The 18,123-nt window shown below is 67.2% G+C and carries 11 protein-coding genes; 6 read left to right on the top strand and 5 right to left on the bottom strand.

The window, feature by feature from the left end:
• Positions 1 to 232: 232 nt before the first annotated feature.
• On the bottom strand, positions 233 to 850 hold the full coding sequence (locus TGR7_RS00440) for a c-type cytochrome (RefSeq protein WP_012636682.1): 618 nt from the start codon (positions 848 to 850) through the stop codon (positions 233 to 235).
• Between the two features lie 196 nt (positions 851 to 1,046).
• Here TGR7_RS00440 and yihA point away from each other — a divergent pair, with 196 nt between their 5' ends.
• The gene (gene yihA, locus TGR7_RS00435) at positions 1,047 to 1,676 is read left to right on the top strand and encodes a ribosome biogenesis GTP-binding protein YihA/YsxC (RefSeq protein WP_012636681.1); all 630 of its coding nucleotides are present in this window, start codon (positions 1,047 to 1,049) and stop codon (positions 1,674 to 1,676) included.
• Between the two features lie 720 nt (positions 1,677 to 2,396).
• Here yihA and polA read toward each other — a convergent pair.
• On the bottom strand, positions 2,397 to 5,108 hold the full coding sequence (gene polA, locus TGR7_RS00430; protein WP_012636680.1) for a DNA polymerase I: 2,712 nt from the start codon (positions 5,106 to 5,108) through the stop codon (positions 2,397 to 2,399).
• Positions 5,109 to 5,373: 265 nt separating this feature from the next.
• On the opposite strand from polA, the gene TGR7_RS00425 reads away from it, so the two are divergent.
• The 4 genes from TGR7_RS00425 (at position 5,374) to TGR7_RS00410 (ending at position 8,436) form a co-directional block, all read left to right on the top strand.
• Positions 5,374 to 6,099, top strand: coding sequence for an LOG family protein (locus TGR7_RS00425; RefSeq protein WP_012636679.1), 726 nt, complete (start codon positions 5,374 to 5,376; stop codon positions 6,097 to 6,099).
• The gene (locus TGR7_RS00420) at positions 6,099 to 6,422 is read left to right on the top strand and encodes a DUF2782 domain-containing protein (RefSeq protein WP_012636678.1); all 324 of its coding nucleotides are present in this window, start codon (positions 6,099 to 6,101) and stop codon (positions 6,420 to 6,422) included. Before TGR7_RS00425 ends, TGR7_RS00420 begins: the two co-directional genes overlap by 1 nt.
• The gene (locus TGR7_RS00415) at positions 6,419 to 7,351 is read left to right on the top strand and encodes a homoserine kinase (protein WP_012636677.1); all 933 of its coding nucleotides are present in this window, start codon (positions 6,419 to 6,421) and stop codon (positions 7,349 to 7,351) included. The genes TGR7_RS00420 and TGR7_RS00415 overlap by 4 nt, the downstream gene beginning before the upstream one ends.
• Before the next feature lie 209 nt (positions 7,352 to 7,560).
• A complete protein-coding gene (locus TGR7_RS00410) occupies positions 7,561 to 8,436 on the top strand; it encodes a crotonase/enoyl-CoA hydratase family protein (protein WP_012636676.1) in 876 nt (291 codons plus the stop codon).
• A gap of 538 nt (positions 8,437 to 8,974) precedes the next feature.
• Here the strand turns inward: TGR7_RS00410 and TGR7_RS00405 are convergent.
• From TGR7_RS00405 to uvrD, 3 genes are all read right to left on the bottom strand, one after another.
• Positions 8,975 to 11,575 carry an ATP-binding protein gene (locus tag TGR7_RS00405; protein WP_012636675.1) on the bottom strand — a complete coding sequence of 867 codons (2,601 nt, stop codon included), beginning with the start codon at positions 11,573 to 11,575 and terminating at the stop codon, positions 8,975 to 8,977.
• 66 nt (positions 11,576 to 11,641) lie between these two features.
• Entirely contained in the window at positions 11,642 to 12,832 is a 1,191-nt protein-coding gene (locus TGR7_RS00400; protein ID WP_148211437.1) for an HD domain-containing phosphohydrolase, read from the bottom strand.
• A gap of 161 nt (positions 12,833 to 12,993) precedes the next feature.
• Entirely contained in the window at positions 12,994 to 15,159 is a 2,166-nt protein-coding gene (gene uvrD / locus TGR7_RS00395) for a DNA helicase II (RefSeq protein WP_012636673.1), read from the bottom strand.
• Positions 15,160 to 15,267: 108 nt separating this feature from the next.
• Here uvrD and TGR7_RS00390 point away from each other — a divergent pair, with 108 nt between their 5' ends.
• Entirely contained in the window at positions 15,268 to 18,114 is a 2,847-nt protein-coding gene (locus TGR7_RS00390) for a 2-oxoglutarate dehydrogenase E1 component (RefSeq protein WP_012636672.1), read from the top strand.
• The last annotated feature ends 9 nt before the right edge of the window (positions 18,115 to 18,123 follow it).

The raw sequence follows: 18,123 nt of genomic DNA, 5'->3' as shown, positions 1-18,123 counted from the left end.
GATGGTTCTCTTGTCTTGCGCCCCGCCGGACGGGGATCGCGCCTCAACCCTGCGCCTTGTCCCGGCGCTCGCCCGAAACCCGCGGCGCGGGCTCAGGCATTGTGGTTTGACCCTCCGGATGCCACAAGTTCACTCAGGCAGCGCGGGGACATGATGGATTATCGCGTGCCAAAAAAAGGGTGGACCAGGCCACCCTTTTCTTGACGAATCAGTGAGATAACCCGATTCGCGATCAGTTGCGGCTCAGACCGGCCATGTACTGGGAGACGGCCTCGATCTCCGCGTCGGTCATGCGGCGGGCGATGTTGCGCATCATCCGGCCGTTGTCGTTGGCGCGGCTCTCGTCGCGGAAGTAGCGCAGCTGGTCGGCATTGTACTTGGCGTGCTGGCCGGCCACCTTGGGGAACATGGCGGCGGGGTTGCCCTGGCCGTTGGGGCCGTGGCAGGCGATACAGGCGGCCACGCCGGTGGCGGCATTGCCGCCGCGGTAGATCTGCTCACCCAGCTCGACCATGGACGCATCGGCGGTGCCGGGGGTGATGGTCTGGGAGGCGAAGAAGGCCGCCAGGTCACGCATGTCCTGGGTGCTCAGGTTGGCCACCTGACCGGCCATCAGCACGTTCTGGCGGCGGCCTTCCTTGTAGTCCACCAGTTGCTTGAACAGGTAGGCCTCGCCCTGGCCGGCCAGCTTGGGCCATTCAGGGTTCACGCTGTTGCCGTCGGCACCATGGCAGGCGGCGCAGGAGGCGGACAGGCCCTTGCCACGGGTCGCATCGCCGGCATCGGCCATCACCGGGGCGGACAGGGCAAGCCCGAGGGCGGCGAGGGCAATCAGAGCGTACTTGTTCATCGCGGATGTACTCCTGGTGACATCTAGGATTTACTGAGAGGGAATCGTTATTTTATGAGCCATGGGTGGCCCGAAAACATTGACCCGGGTCCCGGCCATTGCCAAAAATGGCTGCACTGTATACCACAAAACCCCAGCCCGCAAAAGCCAAAGGCCCCTGCCTGCCGGGCCTGAACCCCTCTCCGGAGCACGTCGCTTGAACCCCTTCTACCAGCAGGCCCGTTTCCTGATCAGCGCCGCCAGACCCGACGCCTTCCCCACCGATGAGGGCATGGAGGTGGCCTTTGCCGGCCGCTCCAACGCGGGCAAATCCAGCGCCATCAACGTACTGTGCAACCAGCGCGCCCTGGCCCGCACCAGCAAGACCCCGGGGCGCACCCAGCTGATCAATTTCTTCGCCCTGGATGAGTCCCGGCGCCTGGTGGATCTACCCGGCTATGGGTATGCCAAGGTCCCCGAGGCCATGCGCAAGGCCTGGCGCAAGCTCATGGAGCACTACCTGGGTGAGCGCGCGTGCCTGAAAGGGCTGGTGGTGGTCATGGACATCCGCCATCCGCTCACGGACCACGACTGGACCATGCTGGGCTGGGCCCGGGAACGTGGCCTGGCGGTGCACGTGCTGCTGACCAAGGCCGACAAGATACGCCGGGGCCCGGCCATGGACACCGCCCGCCAGGTGGCCCGGGCCCTGGGCGATGCCGGCATCGAGGCCACGGTACAGCCCTTCTCGGCCCTCAAGCGGGAGGGGGTGGAAGACGCCCACGGCATCCTGGACCAGTGGCTGGGGCTGACCGCGGAACCCGAGGCCCGGGCTGCGTCGGAGTAAGGGCTTTTTTAGCCACAGAGGGCACAGAGGGCACAGAGGTCACAGAGGTCACAGAGGTCACAGAGAAAATGCATTGAATGGCAGTGATATACCGCGATTCGGCCAGCGTGCCCTGGACTGATCCTATGTCAAGTCGTGAAAACCCTTTGCGTTATCTTTTCCCTCTGTGACCTCTGTGCCCTCTGTGGCTTAAACGCCTTTGACCCTAACCCGCCCAATCGAGGCCAAAAAAAACCCCGGTGACCGCTCGGGGAGAGCTGGTACGACCGGGGCAGAATGGAGGCTCGACTTGGGGAATCGAGCCATCCCGCTCAGGGGAGGAAAAGCGGGCAGCGCCGGGCTAGAGCGCTTGTAATGTCAGACTGGGGGCTGGCGGAAAAGTTCTGCCCATGACGCCCAATGCCACAAAGTGTGAAACAGTCCCGAATGTCCTTTGCGCTGGTGCCTGTTTCCTCATGCCAGCGGCAAAAAAAAGCCCCGGCGGGCGCCGGGGCTCAATAAAAGGCTCAACTTGGGGGAGTCTGAGCCATCCACCCGCTCAGGGAGGGAAGCGGGGAAGCGCCGGGCTACAGCGCTTACCTGAGTATGACTCTCCCTCACGAAGAAAGTTCTCCGACCGCCGGCCGGATGGTGGATTTGTGAACAATGCACTAAAAACAGTGGCAAGTCTCAAGTGGCAGGGCCCCCTTGCAACTGGCTACTTGCCACTAGCCACTGCCTCTAATGTGCATCATCCCAGTTATCCCCCACCCCGGCCTCCACCACCAGGGGCACCTTGAGCTCGGCGGCCTGGGACATGCGCACGCACAGCTCCTCACGCACCTTGTCCACCGCGTCCTCGTCCACCTCCAGCACCAGTTCGTCGTGCACCTGCAGGATCATCACCGCCGGTATTCGTGATTCGCGAATCCATTGATCCACCTGGATCATGGCCCGCTTGATGATGTCCGCGGCGGTGCCCTGCATGGGGGCGTTGATGGCCACCCGCTCCGCCTGGGCGCGGATCTGGCCGTTGCGGGCATTGATGTCCGGCAGGTACAGGCGCCGGCCGAACAGGGTCTCCACGTAGCCCAGATCCCGGGCCTTTTCCCGGGTGGATTCCATGTAGTCCTTCACGCCGGGATAGCGGGCGAAATAGCGGTCCACGTAGTCCTGGGCGTCGCCCCGCTCGATGCCCAGCTGGCGGGCCAGGCCGAAGGCGGACATGCCGTAGATGAGCCCGAAGTTGATGGCCTTGGCGGCCCGGCGCTGCTCGCCGGAGACCTGGTCGAGGCCCACGCCGAAGACCTCGGCGGCGGTGGCCCGGTGGATGTCCTGACCCTCGGCGAAGGCCCTGAGCAGGCCGGCGTCCCCGGACAGGTGGGCCATGATGCGCAGCTCGATCTGGGAGTAGTCCGCCGCTACCAGCCGCCGGCCCGAAGGGGCCACGAAGGCCTGGCGGATGCGCCGGCCCTCCTCGGTGCGGATGGGGATGTTCTGCAGGTTGGGGTCCGAGGAGGACAGGCGCCCGGTGGAGGCCACCGCCTGGTGATAGGAGGTGTGCACCCGGCCGGTGTCCGGGTCGATGCGCTCCGGCAGCTTGTCGGTGTAGGTGGACTTGAGCTTGGACAGCGAGCGGTGCTCCAGGATCAGCTTCGGCAGCGGATAGTCCAGGGCCAGCTGCTCCAGCACGTCCTCGGCGGTGGAGGGCTGGCCCTTGGGGGTCTTCCTGAGCACCGGCAGCTTCTGGCGCTCGTACAGGATCTCCTGGATCTGCTTGGGTGAGCCCAGGTTGAAGGCCCCGCCGGCCACCTCATGGGCCTCCCGCTCGATCTGGCCCATGCGCTCGGCCAGCTCGTGGCTCTGGGCGAACAGGCGCTCGGCGTCCACCTTCACCCCGGTGCGCTCCATGCGCGAGAGCACCGGCACCAGGGGCATCTCGATCTCCCGGTACACCCGGCACTGGCCCTCGGCGGCCGAGAGCTGCGGCCAGAGGTGTTCATGCAGGCGCAGGGTGATGTCCGCGTCCTCGGCGGCGTAGGGGGTGGCGTCCTCGATGCGCACCTGGGAGAAGGGGATCTGCTTGGCCCCCTTGCCGGCCACTTCCTCGTAGTGGGTGGTGCGGTAGTCCAGGTACTTCTGGGCCAGGCTGTCCATGTCGTGACGGCTCGCCGTGCTGTTCAACACGTAGGACTCCAGCATGGTGTCGTGCTCGATGCCGTTCAACTCGATGCCGTGGTTGAGCAGCACGTTGCGGTCATATTTGAGGTGATGGCCGAGCTTCTTGTGCCTGGCGCTCTCCAGCAGGGGCTTGAGGCGCTTCAGCGTCTCGTCCCGATCCAGTTGCTGGGGCGCATCGGCGTAGTCATGGGCGAGCGGCAGGTAGGCGGCCTCGCCGGTCTTCACGGCGAAGGAGACCCCCACCACTTGCGCCTGCATGTAGTCCAGGCTGGTGGTCTCGGTGTCGAAGGCGAACAGCTCTGCCGTCTCCAGGCGCTTCATCCAGGCGGCCAGGGCCTTTTCGTCCAGGATCGTCTCGTAGGCCTGGGCGGGCTGGCCGGGTGTCGGGTCATCGGATGCGGCCTGGGCTTGCTCTTCGCCCGACTCCAGTTCCTTGAGCCAGGTGCGGAATTCCAGGCGGGAGAACAGCGCCCTGAGGGTCTCCCGGTCCGGCTCGCCGAGACGCAGGGACTCGGGCGTCACGTCCAGTTCCAGGTCCCGGCGCACGGTCACCAGCTCCCGGGACAGGGGCAGGTGGCCCAGGGCCGCGCGCAGGTTCTCGCCCACCTTGCCCTTGATCTCCTCCGCGTGTTCCATGATGCCGTCGAGACTGCCGTAGGCCTCCAGCCACTTCACTGCGGTCTTGGGCCCCACCTTGTCCACCCCGGGCACGTTGTCCACGGTGTCGCCGATCAGCGCCAGGTAATCCACGATCTGCTCCGGCGCAACGCCGAACTTCTCCTTGACCCCCTCGGCATCCATTTTGGTGTCGGTCATGGTGTTCACCAGGGTCACCCCGGGCTCCACCAGCTGGGCCATGTCCTTGTCGCCGGTTGAGATCACCACCTCCAGGCCGTGTTCCCTGCCCTCGCGGGCCAGGGTCGCGATCACGTCGTCCGCCTCCACCCCGGGGACCACCAGCATGGGCAGGCCCATGGCCTGGACCACCTGGTGCAGGGGCTCCACCTGGGCGGCCAGCTCGTCGGGCATGGGCGGGCGGTTGGCCTTGTACTCGGCGTACATCTCGTCCCGGAAGGTCTTGCCCTTGGCATCGAACACCACCACCACGTGCTCCGGCGCGTAGTCCTTGAGCAGCTTGCGCAGCATGTTGGCCACACCATAGACGGCCCCGGTGGGTTCACCCCGGGAATTGGTCAGGGGCGGCAGGGCGTGGAAGGCGCGATACAGGTAGGAGGATCCATCCACCAGCACCAGGGGCGGGGTCTTGCTCACGGGGTCTCACTCCGGGGGTTCAGGTCTGTGGCAGCATTATGGTGTTTCGGCCTGCGGATTGGAAAACCCGGGCGCCCCCCAGCCTCTCTATTGGACGCAAAGGGCGCGGAGACGCAGAGACCGCAAAGTGATGACGTCTTGAACCCCAAAACCTTTGCGCCCTCTGCGTCTCTGCGGGCTTTGCGTGATCAGCCGATCCACGCCGTTTTACCCGCCTCCGGTTTGGGGATAAGCTAGCCATCAACCCTTCGAGATACACCGCACCATGAATCCCACTTCCCGTCACAGCCATCCCGGGCTGCAGCCCATCGACGACACCGTGCTCACCCGCGAGAGCTGGAAGATCTTCCAGATCATGGCTGAGTTCGTGGAGGGCTTCGAACGCCTGGCGCGCATCAAGCCCTCGGTGAGCATCTTCGGCTCGGCGCGCATCCAGCCGGACAACCCCATCTACAAGCTGGCGGAGGAGATCGCCCGGGAGCTCTCGGACGCGGGCTTCGCAGTGGTCAGCGGCGGCGGGCCGGGCATCATGGAGGCCGCCAACAAGGGCGCCTTCGGCGGCAAGTCACCCAGCATCGGCTTGAACATCGCTCTGCCCCACGAGCAGACCGCCAACGACTACCAGGACATCTCCCTGGGCTTCAGGCACTTCTTCTCCCGCAAGGTGATGTTCGTGAAATACGCCTCCGCCTACGTGGTGCTGCCCGGCGGTTTCGGCACCCTGGACGAGCTGGCGGAGATCCTCACCCTGGTGCAGACCGGCAAGACCCGGCGCATCCCCATCATCCTGGTGCACAGCGCCTTCTGGAAGGGGCTGCTGGACTGGTTCGAGGACACCCTGGTGGCCCAGGGCACCATCGACGAGTCCGATCTCAAGCTCTACACCCTGGTGGACGAGCCCAGTGACGCGGTCAACGCCATCTTCGACTACTACGAGGCCCGGGGTTTCGAGCCCTCGCCGGAAGAGAAAGAAAAGCTCATGGAGCTGTGATGATGAAGACCAGCCTGCTTGCCGCCGCACTGCTGATACCGGGCCTCGCATTTGCCGAGGTGCCGCCCCCGCCGCCCCTGCTGGACGACAGCGAAGCGGTGACCCGGGAGATCATGGAGCCCCAGGTGACCATCATCCGCCGCGACGGGGAGATCATCGAGGAATACCGCCTGCACGGCCAGCTGTACATGGTGCGCATCACCCCCACCAGCGGCCCGCCCTATTACCTGGTGGACACCGACGGTGACGGCAACCTGGATTCCCGCGCCCACGAGCTGGACCCGGGGCTCATGATCCCCGCCTGGACCATTTTCCGCTGGTGAGTTCCGTCCCCCACGCCAGCCCGTTTCCCCCGCCCTGCAACCCGCTGCCCACCCGTGGGGAGCTGGAGGCGTTTCTCGCCGCCTACGATCTGGGCCCCCTGCAGGAATTCCACCCGGGGCGGCGCGGGCGGCGCGGGCACGTGATCACCGACACCGGGCATTTCTGGCTCGTGGGCCCGGGCATGACCGACACCTTCCTGGAGGCGCTGCTGGATCACCTGGCGGGCCATGCACTGCCGGTGCCGAGCGTGGTGCGCGGCCGGGACGGCGCCTGGATCCGCCCCCTGGGGGACTATCCCGGTGCCCTGGTGCGCTGGCCCGAGGGCCGGCATCTGGAACAGTTCAGCGCCGAGGACTGCGCCCGGGTGGGCGCACTGCTGGGCCGCATTCATGTCGCCTGCCAGGACTTCGAGTCCGCCCGGGAACCCCATCGCAGCCACCGCTGGCGTCGCCAGTGCGTCGAGATCCTCTCGCCCTATCTGGCGCAGGCTGACCAGGCCCTGCTCCAGGAAGAGGTGCGCTATCAGGGGCTGTACCGCTTCGGCGATCTGCCCCAGGGTATCGTCCACGGCGCCCCCAATCGCCGGCGGCTGGTGTTCGACGAACGGGGCGAAGTCGGGCTCACCGGCTTCGGCCATGCCTGTCGCCATGCCCTGCTGCTGGACGTGGCGGTGGCGGTCAACGACTGCTGCCGGGGTCCGGACGGGCGCCTGGACCGCAGCCTGAGCGCCGCCCTGCTCAACGCCTACCATCGCCTGCGCCCGCTGAAGGCCATCGAACGGGGCGCTTGGCCGGTGCTGCTGCGCCTGGCGGCCCTGGACGCCTGGCTGGAACTGCTCATGCTGGGCCACGACGGCGATCGGGCCCGTGCCGTGCTCGCCACCCGCATCGCCGAGGAATCCGGGCTGCAACGCCACTGGGCGGGCTGACACGCCCAGCCCGCCTATCTCACCACCCCTCTGCTACGGCCCCGACCTGCGGGCCAGCCTGCGCCAATTTGGCGCAAACCCCTGATTTTCCCAGATGACGGCCGTGTTTCACTCCGGAATGTGATGCACTGCAACTTAACTGGCCCGGCGGCTCCTAACATGGAAGATGTGTCCATCCCACCCAGGGGTCATCCCCAAGGAGTACTGCCATGAGCCACCTGCCCCAGATCCAGATCCCCGAGCACGCCCAGGAACCCAGCCAGCCGAACCTGTCCACCTGGCTGGACACGCAGCACCGCGTCATGTGGTACTACATGCACGCACAGCCGCGCCCCTGCTTCAGCCCGGACCTGCTGTCCGAGCTGTCCAGCTTCCGGGATGACATGGCCCACCGGCTGGATGCACCCGAGGATGCGGGCATCGACTACATGGTGCTGGCCTCCAAGGTCCCGGGGATCTTCAACCTGGGGGGTGACCTGGCCCTGTTCCGCAGCCTGGTGGAGGCCGGCGACCGCCAGAGCCTGCAGCGCTATGCCCATGCCTGCATCGACATGCTCTGGACCAACATCAGCGGTATCGACGGCCGCGACATCACCACCATCTCCCTGGTGCAGGGCGAGGCCCTGGGAGGCGGCTTCGAGGGCGCCATGTCCGCCCACGTGCTGATCGCCGAGCGCAGCGCGCGGATGGGCCTGCCGGAGATCCTGTTCAACCTGTTCCCGGGCATGGGCGCCTACAGCCTGCTGTCCCGCAAGCTGGACCCGGTGCGCGCCGAGCGGCTGATCCTGTCGGGCAGGATCCACACCGCCGAGGAACTGCATGCCATGGGCGTGGTGGACGTGCTGGCGGAAGACGGCCAGGGGGAGCAGGCGGTGTATGACTACATCGCCCGGGAAAACCGTGCCCGCAACGGCTTCCGTGCCCTGCGCGCCGCCAAGCGGCTGAGCAATCCGGTGACCCGTGAGGAGCTGATCGGCATCACGGAGATCTGGGTGGACGCCGCCCTGCGGCTGACCCCCCGTGATCTGCGCATGATGGAAAGGCTGGTGGCCCGGCAGTCGGCCCGCGGCCGCGACGCGGCATGAGGCCGCGGCAGGGATCGAGCCTGACACTGCGCTGAACGTACCCCGCGGAGGGGTACGTTCAGCGGTTTTTTCGCTTAGGTCTGCGGTTTCGAAAGCTTGGTACATCGGGCCGATCGTGGACCATGATCGCTTCGTGGGTCGGGCTTTAGCCCGACACCCATGGCTTGATCGAGCGCCGCTGCGTCGGGCTGAAGCCCGACCTACCTATGTACAAATCGTCTGGATTTACTAGCCCGCATATCTCACCGGTATCGCGGGAGCAGGCGAAGGATTCGTGTCTGTAGGCGCCGCTCTGGAGCGAAACCCCATAGCAATCGCTATGGGTTGAGTGAAGAGCAAGCCTACGGACGCGAAGACGAGCCTGAACCGCGATAGGACACCGGCGGGAACAGACTGTGATGCTGAGGTCGGCCACCATTTTGACGTATTTCACTGGTGTATCAACCTGTTGCACGCCCGCCGGTGTCCGACCGGTGAGATATGCGGGCTAGGGCGGGTCCTGAGCAGGCACCGCACCTGCAATCGCTGCAGGCGCGGCTCAGGTCAGCGCATCGGCATCGCCGCGCCGGCGGCGCAGGTAGGCGTCCACCCCGGCACAGGTCTCGCGGAAGGCCTGTTCGATGTGGGTCACGTAGGTGGCGGGCTTGTCCGTGCCCAGTTCATAGGGCTTGAGCCCCTCCGCCGCCTGGCACAGGCGCACCAGCAGGGCGCCACCCATCTCCCCGGCGCTGCCCTTGAGGGCATGTAGGGCGTCGCGCATGCGCGGGTAATCGTTCATGGTGACCGCCTGACGCAGGTCGGCAAGCTGTTGCTCGCCATCACGCCGGAAACCATCCAGCAGATCCATCAGGAACACCGGCCCCGAACCGAGGCGCACCAGGCTGTCCAGGACTTCCGAATTGAGCACATCGACCTCCTTTGTCGCAGTTTGTGGCGCGGCTGGCTCGGGCCGCGTCTCCAGGGTTGCAGGTCTCGTGGCGCCCTGCAGGGCCAGCCCCGCCACCGTGTCCAGCAGGCGCCGGGCGTCCAGCGGCTTGGTCAGGTAGGCCTCGGCGCCTGCCTCGCGGCAGGCCACCAGGGCCTCCGTGGTGGCATCGGCCGTCAGCACGATGGCCGGCAACCTGGCCTCCTCGGCCATGAAGCCCCTGGCCTTGAGCACATCCAGCCCGCCCATCACGGGCATGTTCATGTCCAGGATCATGAGATCGAAATCCCGCGCCCGGGCGGACAGCAGGTCCAGCGCCGCCTCGCCGTTGCCGACCACCGTCACCTTGTGGCCGGCCCGCTCGAGGATGCCCGAGATGACCTGCTGGTTGACCGTGTTGTCCTCGGCCACCAGGATGCGCAGGGCACGGACACCGCCGGCACGGCTGCGATAATGGTCGGCCAGGGAGACCACGTTTTCCGCGGGCTCCGTCGCACTTTGTGCCGCGTGCAGGGCGTTGAACAGCAGGGTCTTGTCCGGCGGCGCCCCCAGCACGGCAGAATAGCCGGCACGCAGCCAGACGTCCTGGGCCGGACCCGCCGCGCCCTCATCCAGCAGGATCAGGGGCAGGCGTCGCAGGCTCGCGTCCTGACGCAGCAGGCCCAGGAAATGGGCGGGATCGGCGCCCAGCATGCGCCGCTGGACCAGCACCACCGCATGGGGCTCAGACGGGTTCTCGCCGCCGTGGAACAGGCGTGCCAGGGCCTGGGGCGGGCTTTCCGCGGACTCCGGCACCAGTCCCCAGCCCGTGAGCAGTTCGCCGAGACCGGCGGCGAGCTTGTCCTCGGCCAGGATGAGCACCCGGCTGCCTTCCGAGGCCAGCGCGCCGTGGCTTGCCTCCTCCGGGATCGCCTGCCGGCCCAGGGGCAGGTCGAAGTAGAAGGTGGTGCCCTCTCCCACGCGGCTTTCCAGGCCCATGGTCCCGCCCATCAGCTGCACCAGCTGCCGGGCGATGGTGGTGCCGAGCCCGGTGCCGCCATAGCGACGGGTGACGGTGGTGTCCGCCTGCTCGAAGCTCTCGAAGATGCGCGCCTGGGCCTCCTCCGGGATGCCGATGCCCGTGTCGCGCACCTTGAAGCGCAGGCGCACCGCATCCTCGGCGGGCGCTTCCAGCAGCTGCACGGAGAGCTCCACCTGGCCCCGTTCGGTGAACTTCAGCGCGTTGCCGATCAGGTTCACCAGCACCTGGCGCAGGTGCAGGGCGTCGCCATGCAGGGCAAAGGGCACGCTGGGGTCGATGCGCGCGCCCAGGTGCAGACCCTTGCCGCGGGCCTGGGCCTCGAACATGCCCAGGGTGCCGTGCACCAGGCGATGCAGGTCGAAATCCTCCCGCTCACTGCTGAGCTTGCCTGACTCGATGCGCGAGATGTCCAGGATGTTCTCGATCAGGCCCAGCAGCACCCGGGCGGAGGTGTGGATGGATCGACCCAGGTCGCGCTGCTCGTCGTTGAGCGGCGTGTCCATGAGCAGGTCGCTCATGCCGATCACGCCGTTGAGCGGGGTGCGCAGCTCGTGGCTCATGTTGGCCAGGAAACGGGGCTTGGCCTGGTTGGCCTCGTTGGCCCGGTCGATGGCGCCCTTGAGGGTGCGCAGCAGGGTGGCGGTATACAGGGGCACCAGGATCAGCACCAGCATCAGGCTGAAGCTGAACACCGGGTGGGTGGACCAGAAGGGACTGAGCGTAAACACCACCGCAAACCCGGCCAGGGCCATCACCGTGGCGGCGTACAGGTAGGGCAGGCCGTAGCGAAAACCGTTGCCCACGATGACCCACAGGTACACCGCCAGGATCGGCGCGCCGGCCTCGCCACCCAGCAGCAGGCTCAGGGAGGCGCCGGTCATGTCCCCCGCCAGACCCAGCAGACGCCGCGAGGGACTGGGTTCCGGCCACAGCAGGATGGCCAGGAAGATTCCCAGGGAAAAGGCCAGGAACAGGGTGCTGCCCAGACGGGCGTATTCCAGGGCGGGGGGATCCACCACCGCCGCGAACAGGGGCGAGTGGAAATAGACGAACACCGCCAGGCCGATGACCAGGCGCAGCAGCGCCTGCTGGTGTTCACTGTCGGCACGGGAGGCCAGGCGCTGGCGAATCATGGCTAGCGCCGACGGCGAGGCCTGGCCCGAGCCGCTCGGGCGTTGTCTGGGATCGTTCACGGCGGCCCTCCCGGGAGCCGGCCCGCCCGCCATGTGTGGGCGAACCACTGGAAAAATGCTCGCACCCTAGGTCGTGTCGCGCAAGCTGTCCTCGACCTGGCAGATACGCTCGAAGCAGCTCAGGAAGGCGGCCACCACGGTGGGGTCGAAGCGCCTGCCGGCCTCGTCACGCAGGAAATCGCAGGCCGCATCCCGGTTCCAGGCGGACTTGTAGGGGCGGTCGGAACGCAGGGCGTCATAGACATCGGCCACGGCGACGATGCGCGCCGGCAGGGGGATGGCCTCGCCGGCGAGCCCCTGGGGATAGCCGGCGCCGTCCCAGCGCTCGTGGTGGCTCAGGGCGATCACCGCGCCCATCTGGATGTAGCGCGAATCGGATTCCATGAGGATCTGATGACCGATGCTGGCATGGCGCATCATGATCTCGCGCTCGTCCGGGGTGAGCTCACCGGGCTTGAGCAGGATATGGTCCGGCACGCCGATCTTGCCGATGTCGTGCATCGGCGCGGCCAGCTCGATGGTCTCGCACAGCACCTCGTCCAGGCCCAGGGCCTCGGCCACGCAGCGGGCGTAGCGGGCCATGCGCAGCACGTGGTTACCCGTGCCCTCGTCCCGGTATTCCCCCGCCTTGGCGAGGCGGAACAGGGTCTCCCGTTCCCGCTTGATGACCTCCTGGGTGGCGGCGAGCACCCGCTGCTCCAGCCACTGGGCGCGCTTGCGCACCAGGCGCCCCTGGCGGCGCAGTTGCAGCAGGTTGCGGCAGCGCACCCTGCATTCCACCGGGTCCAGGGGGCGGGACAGGAAATCCGTGGCGCCGGCCTCCAGGGCCTCGTAGCGCACGTTGCGGTCCTCGAGCACGGTCACCACCACGATGGGCACGTCGGCGCCGCCGGGCAGGGCGCGCACGGCGCGGATTAACTGGGTGCCGTTCATCCCGGGCATGCGGTAGTCGGTGACGATCAGGTCCGGCAGGTTCTCGCGCACATCCAGCAGGGCATCCTGGGGCGCGGCATAGTCGACGATCTCCACCCCCTGACCCACGTCCTGGAGCAGCTCCCGCAGGATGCGCCTTCCGGTGGACTGATCGTCCACGATCACCAGGCGCATGCGGGCAGCCGGCGGCGTGTACTCGTACTCGCCTTCGCCCTCGGCATGGCCGGAACGCCACTGGGCCGGCGCCGTACGCCGACGGGCGGCCTCTCTCGCCATGGAGATGACCTGAGCCTTGCGGGGATCAGAACTGTGAAGTTCGTTCATAAAGACCATTCTGGCAGAGCGCCGGCAGGTCGGCTGGCAAAGCGGCGGGATTGTTGATGGGCGTCACAGATAAGCTGACGTACGAAGGGTGAATTGGGGGTTGAAGTGAGAAGGGGAGGTGGGAGTCTTAACTTCGCACTTCCCAATTCCCCCTTCCCACTTCAGGACACCTTTTCCAGCTTGGCATACCCCGCCACCAGCCACTTGGCGCCGTGGTCGGCGAAATGCACCTGGATGCGGGCGTTGCTGCCCTGGCCCTCGCAGTCGGTGATCACCCCCTCGCCGAACTTCTGGTGGGCCACCCGCACCCCCACCCGCAGGCCGTCACCGGCGTCGTTGGCCACCTGTTCGGGGCGGCGGAACACCGGCTGGCTGATGCGCGCGCGGGGACGGATGTCCTCGATCAGCTCGGCGGGCAGTTCGGCCAGGAAGCGCGACGGGGCGTTATAGGTCTCCCGGCCGTGCAGCCGGCGGGATTCCGCGTAGCAGAGCACCAGCTGCCGACGTGCCCGGGTGATGCCCACGTAGGCGAGCCGGCGTTCCTCCTCCATGCGCCCGGGCTCCTCCACGGACATGCGGTGGGGGAACAGGCCCTCCTCCATGCCCGCCATGAACACCAGCGGGAACTCCAGGCCCTTGGCGGAATGCAGGGTCATGAGCTGCACGCAGTCCTCGAAGGCGGACGCCTCGCCCTCGCCGGATTCGAGCGCCGCGTGGGCCAGGAAGGCGGTGAGGGTATCCATGTCGCCGTGGGTCTCCGGGTCGAAGCTGAAGCCCCGGGCCGCGCTCACCAGCTCGTCCAGGTTCTCCACCCGTGCCTGGGCCTTCTCGCCCTTTTCGGCGGCATAGAAATCACGCAGACCGGAATGCTGGATCACGTGCTCCGCCTGCTCGTGCAGGGGCAGGTCCCGGCAGGCCTCGGCGAGCCCGTCCACCAGGGCCAGGAAACCGCGCAGGGCGTTGCCCGCCCGGGCAGTCAGGCCGCCCGTTTCCAGCAGGTGGGCGCTAGCGCTCCACAGGGACTGGTCCCGTTCCCGGGCCAGGTCGCGGATCTGCGCCAGGGTGCGTTCGCCCAGGCCGCGGGCGGGCTGGTTGACCACCCGTTCGAAGGCGGCGTCGTCCTCGCGGCTCGCCACCAGGCGCAGGTAGGCCAGGGCGTCCTTGATTTCGGCCCGTTCGAAGAAGCGCAGCCCGCCGTAGACCCGGTAGGGGATGCGCGCCTGGATCAGGGCCTCTTCGAACACCCGGGACTGGGCGTTGGAACGGTACAGGATGGCCACCTCGCTGTGACGGTGTCCCTCGCGCTGCCATTCCTCGATGCGCCCGGCCACGAAGCGGGCCTCGTCCTGCTCGTTGAAGGCGGCGTACAGGGCGATGGGCGCGCCCTCGCTGTCCTCGGTCCACAGGTTCTTGCCCAGGCGGCCGTCGTTGTGCTCGATGAGCGCGTTGGCGGCCCGGAGGATGTTGCCGGTGGAACGGTAGTTCTGTTCCAGGCGCACGGTGCGGGTGCCCGGGAAGTCGCGGCTGAAGTGCTGGATGTGCTCGATGCGCGCGCCGCGCCAGCCGTAGATGGACTGGTCGTCATCGCCCACCGCGAACACCGGGATGCGGCTGCCCGCCAGCAGGCGCAGCCAGCCATACTGGATGGCGTTGGTGTCCTGGAACTCGTCTACCAGGATGTGGCGGAAACGGGCCCGGTAGTGTTCCAGCAGGGCGGGGGTGTCGCGCAGCAGTTCCAGGGCGCGCAGCAGCAGTTCGGCGAAATCCACCACGCCGGCGCGCTTGCAGGCCGCCTCGTAGGCGCTGTAGATGCGCACCAGCTGACGGTTCACCGGATCGCCGTGATCCTCCATGTGCTGGGGGCGCACACCCTCGTCCTTGCGGGCGTTGATGAACCACTGGGCCTGGCGCGGCGGCCAGCGGGCCTCGTCCAGCTCCAGCGCCTTGAGCACCCGCTTGACCATGCGCAGCTGGTCGTCGGAATCCAGGATCTGGAAGCCCTGGGGCAGGCCCGCGTCCTGCCAGTGGGCCCGCAGCAGCCGGTGGGCCAGGCCGTGGAAGGTGCCCACCCACATGCCGCGCACCGGCATGCCCAGCAGGGCCTCGATGCGCCCGCGCATCTCCGCCGCGGCCTTGTTGGTAAAGGTCACGGCGAGGATACTGTGGGGAGAAAGTCCCTCCACCTGGATCAGCCAGGCGATGCGGTGGGTGAGCACGCGGGTCTTGCCGCTGCCGGCGCCGGCCAGTACCAGCACCGGCCCCGGGTCGGCGCTCACGGCCTCCCGCTGGGCAGGGTTCAGGGAATCGAGCAGGGTGGTCACGTCCATTCCACCAGTCTACCAAACCCGGGCGCCTTGGACGGCTCCTGCGGGAACGTCTATGTATATACGTGGACCAACGAGTATCGACCCAGCCATTCCGACCGACACACGCACATGAATGATTCCAGTTCCACCGGCGGGCTCAAGGCCCGCTGGAGCACCTCCCACCTGGACGCCGGCAATGCCGCCTACCTGGACGCCCTGTACGAGGCCTTCCTGGAGGACCCGGCCAGCATCGATCCCGCCTGGCGCGCCTACTTCGAGCAGCTTCAGGCCGACACCGGCGGCGGACGCGACCTGCCCCACAGCCGCATCCGCGAGGAATTCCGCCGGCTCACCGACACCCGGCACGGCGCCCGTGCGGGCCTGTCCACGGTCAACCTGGAGCACGAACGCAAGCAGGTGCGTGTGCTGCAGCTCATCAACGCCTACCGCTTCCTGGGCCACCGCATCGCGCGCCTGGACCCGCTCGGCCTGCACCAGCCGGAGGCCACCCCGGAGCTGACCCTGGCCCACCACCGCCTCGCGGAAGAGGACCTGGACACGGTGTTCAACACCGGCTCCCTGAGCGGCCCGGCCGAGGCGACCCTGGGCGAGATCCTGGACATCCTGCAGAGCACCTACACCGACACCATCGGCGCCGAGTACATGCACCTGATGGAGACCGCCGAGAAGCGCTGGCTGCAGAAACGCCTGGAAGGCAGCCGCGGTCGCCCCGGCTTCAGCACCACGCAACAGCGTTACATCCTCGACCGCCTGAGCGCCGCCGAGGGCCTGGAGCGCTACCTGCACAGCCGCTACGTGGGCCAGAAGCGCTTCTCCCTGGAGGGCGGCGAGAGCCTGATCCCGATGCTGGACGAGCTCATCCAGCGCGCCGGCGGCGCCGGCATCCAGGAGATCGTGCTGGGCATGGCCCACCGGGGCCGGCTCAACGTGCTGGTGAACATCCTGGGCAAGTCGCCGCAGATCCTGTTCCAGGAGTTCGAGGGCACCCACCGGCGCGGCAACGGCACCGGCGACGTGAAGTACCACATGGGCTTTTCCTCGGACATGAACACGCCCGGCGGCCCGGTGCACGTGGCCCTGGCCTTCAATCCCTCGCACCTGGAGATCGTCGGCCCGGTGGTGGAGGGCTCGGTGCGCGCCCGCCAGACCAACCGCCAGGACGCCGACGGCGACGAGGTGCTGCCGGTGGTGGTCCACGGCGATGCCTCCTTCGCCGGCCAGGGCGTGGTGATGGAGACGCTGAACATATCCCAGACCCGGGGCTTTTCCACCAAGGGCACGGTGCACATCGTCATCAACAACCAGATCGGCTTCACCACCAGCACCATGCGTGACGCCCGTTCCACCGACTACTGCACCGACGTGGCCAAGATGGTCAACGCACCCATCCTGCACGTGAATGGCGACGACCCGGAGGCGGTGGTGTTCGCGGTGCAGATCGCCTTCGATTACCGCATGGCGTTTCGCAAGGACGTGGTCATCGACCTGGTCTGCTACCGGCGCCATGGACACAACGAGGCCGACGAACCCGCCGTGACCCAGCCGGCCATGTACCAGGCGATCCGCAAGCTGCCCACAACCCGGGCCCTGTACGGTCAGCGCCTGGTGGAGCAGGGTGTCATGAAGGAAGAGGAGGTGGAGGCGCTGGTGAGCAGCTGCCGCGACCGGCTGGATGCCGGCGACTCCATGGTGCCCCACCTGTGCCAGGAACCCTCACCCTATCACCCCATCGCCGACTGGAACCCCTACAAGGACCGTGAGTGGACCGAGCCCGCCGATACACGGGTCAGTCTCGAAACCCTGCAGCGCCTGTGGCGCCGCCTGGAACGCCTGCCGGAGGGCTTCGAGCTACACCCCCGCGTCGCCAAGATCATGGAGGACCGCAGCCGCATGGCCGAGGGCGAGCTGCCCACCGACTGGGGCTTCGGCGAGACCATGGCCTATGCCTCGCTGCTGGAGCAAGGCTATGCCGTGCGCCTCTCGGGACAGGACAGCGGACGCGGCACCTTCTTCCATCGCCACGCGGTGCTGTTCGATCAGAAGACCGGCCAGCGCTGGATCCCGCTGCGCAAGTTCATCGACGACGAGTCACGCTTCCTGGTCATCGACTCGCTGCTCTCCGAGGAGGCGGTGCTGGCCTTCGAGTATGGCTATGCCACCGCCGCGCCCAACACCCTGACCCTCTGGGAGGCCCAGTTCGGCGACTTCGCCAACGGCGCCCAGGTGGTCATCGACCAGTTCATCAGTTCCGGCGAGCAGAAATGGGGGCGCCTGTGCGGCCTGGTGATGCTGCTGCCCCACGGCTACGAGGGCCAGGGCCCGGAGCACTCCTCGGCGCGCCTGGAGCGCTACCTGCAACTGTGCGCCCAGCACAACATCCAGGTGTGCGTGCCCAGCACGCCATCACAGATCTTCCACCTGCTGCGCCGGCAGATGATCCGCCCCTACCGCAAGCCACTGGTGGTGATGAGCCCCAAAAGCCTGCTGCGTCATCGACTCGCCGTGAGCCCCCTGTCGGAATTCAGCGATGGCCGTTTCCGCAACGTCATCGGCGAGATCGATGACCTGGATGCCGGGCAGGTCGAGCGGGTGGTGATGTGCGCCGGCAAGCTCTATTACGAACTGCTGGAGACGCGCCGGGAGGCGGGGCTACAGAACGTCGTCATCATCCGCCTGGAACAGCTCTACCCCTTCCCGGAGGACGAACTGGCCGAGGCCCTGGCCCCGTACACCAAGGCCAGTGACTTCGTCTGGGCCCAGGAGGAGCCGCTCAACCAGGGTGCCTGGTATTCCAGCCAGCACCACATCCGCTCGGTGCTGGGGGAGAAGCGCTACCTGCAGCACGTCACCCGGCCGGCCTCCGCATCCCCCGCGGTGGGCTATCTGGAAGTGCACAAGCGCCAGCAGGAAGTGGTGATCCACAAGGCCCTCGGGCTGCCCCTCGCGAACGACTGACAAAACCAA

It is taken from the genome of Thioalkalivibrio sulfidiphilus HL-EbGr7 (assembly GCF_000021985.1).
Classification (GTDB): Bacteria; Pseudomonadota; Gammaproteobacteria; order Ectothiorhodospirales; family Ectothiorhodospiraceae; genus Thioalkalivibrio_A; species Thioalkalivibrio_A sulfidiphilus.
The sequence above is the reverse complement of the archived record's forward strand: the minus strand, read 5'-3'. Positions and strand labels throughout refer to the sequence as shown.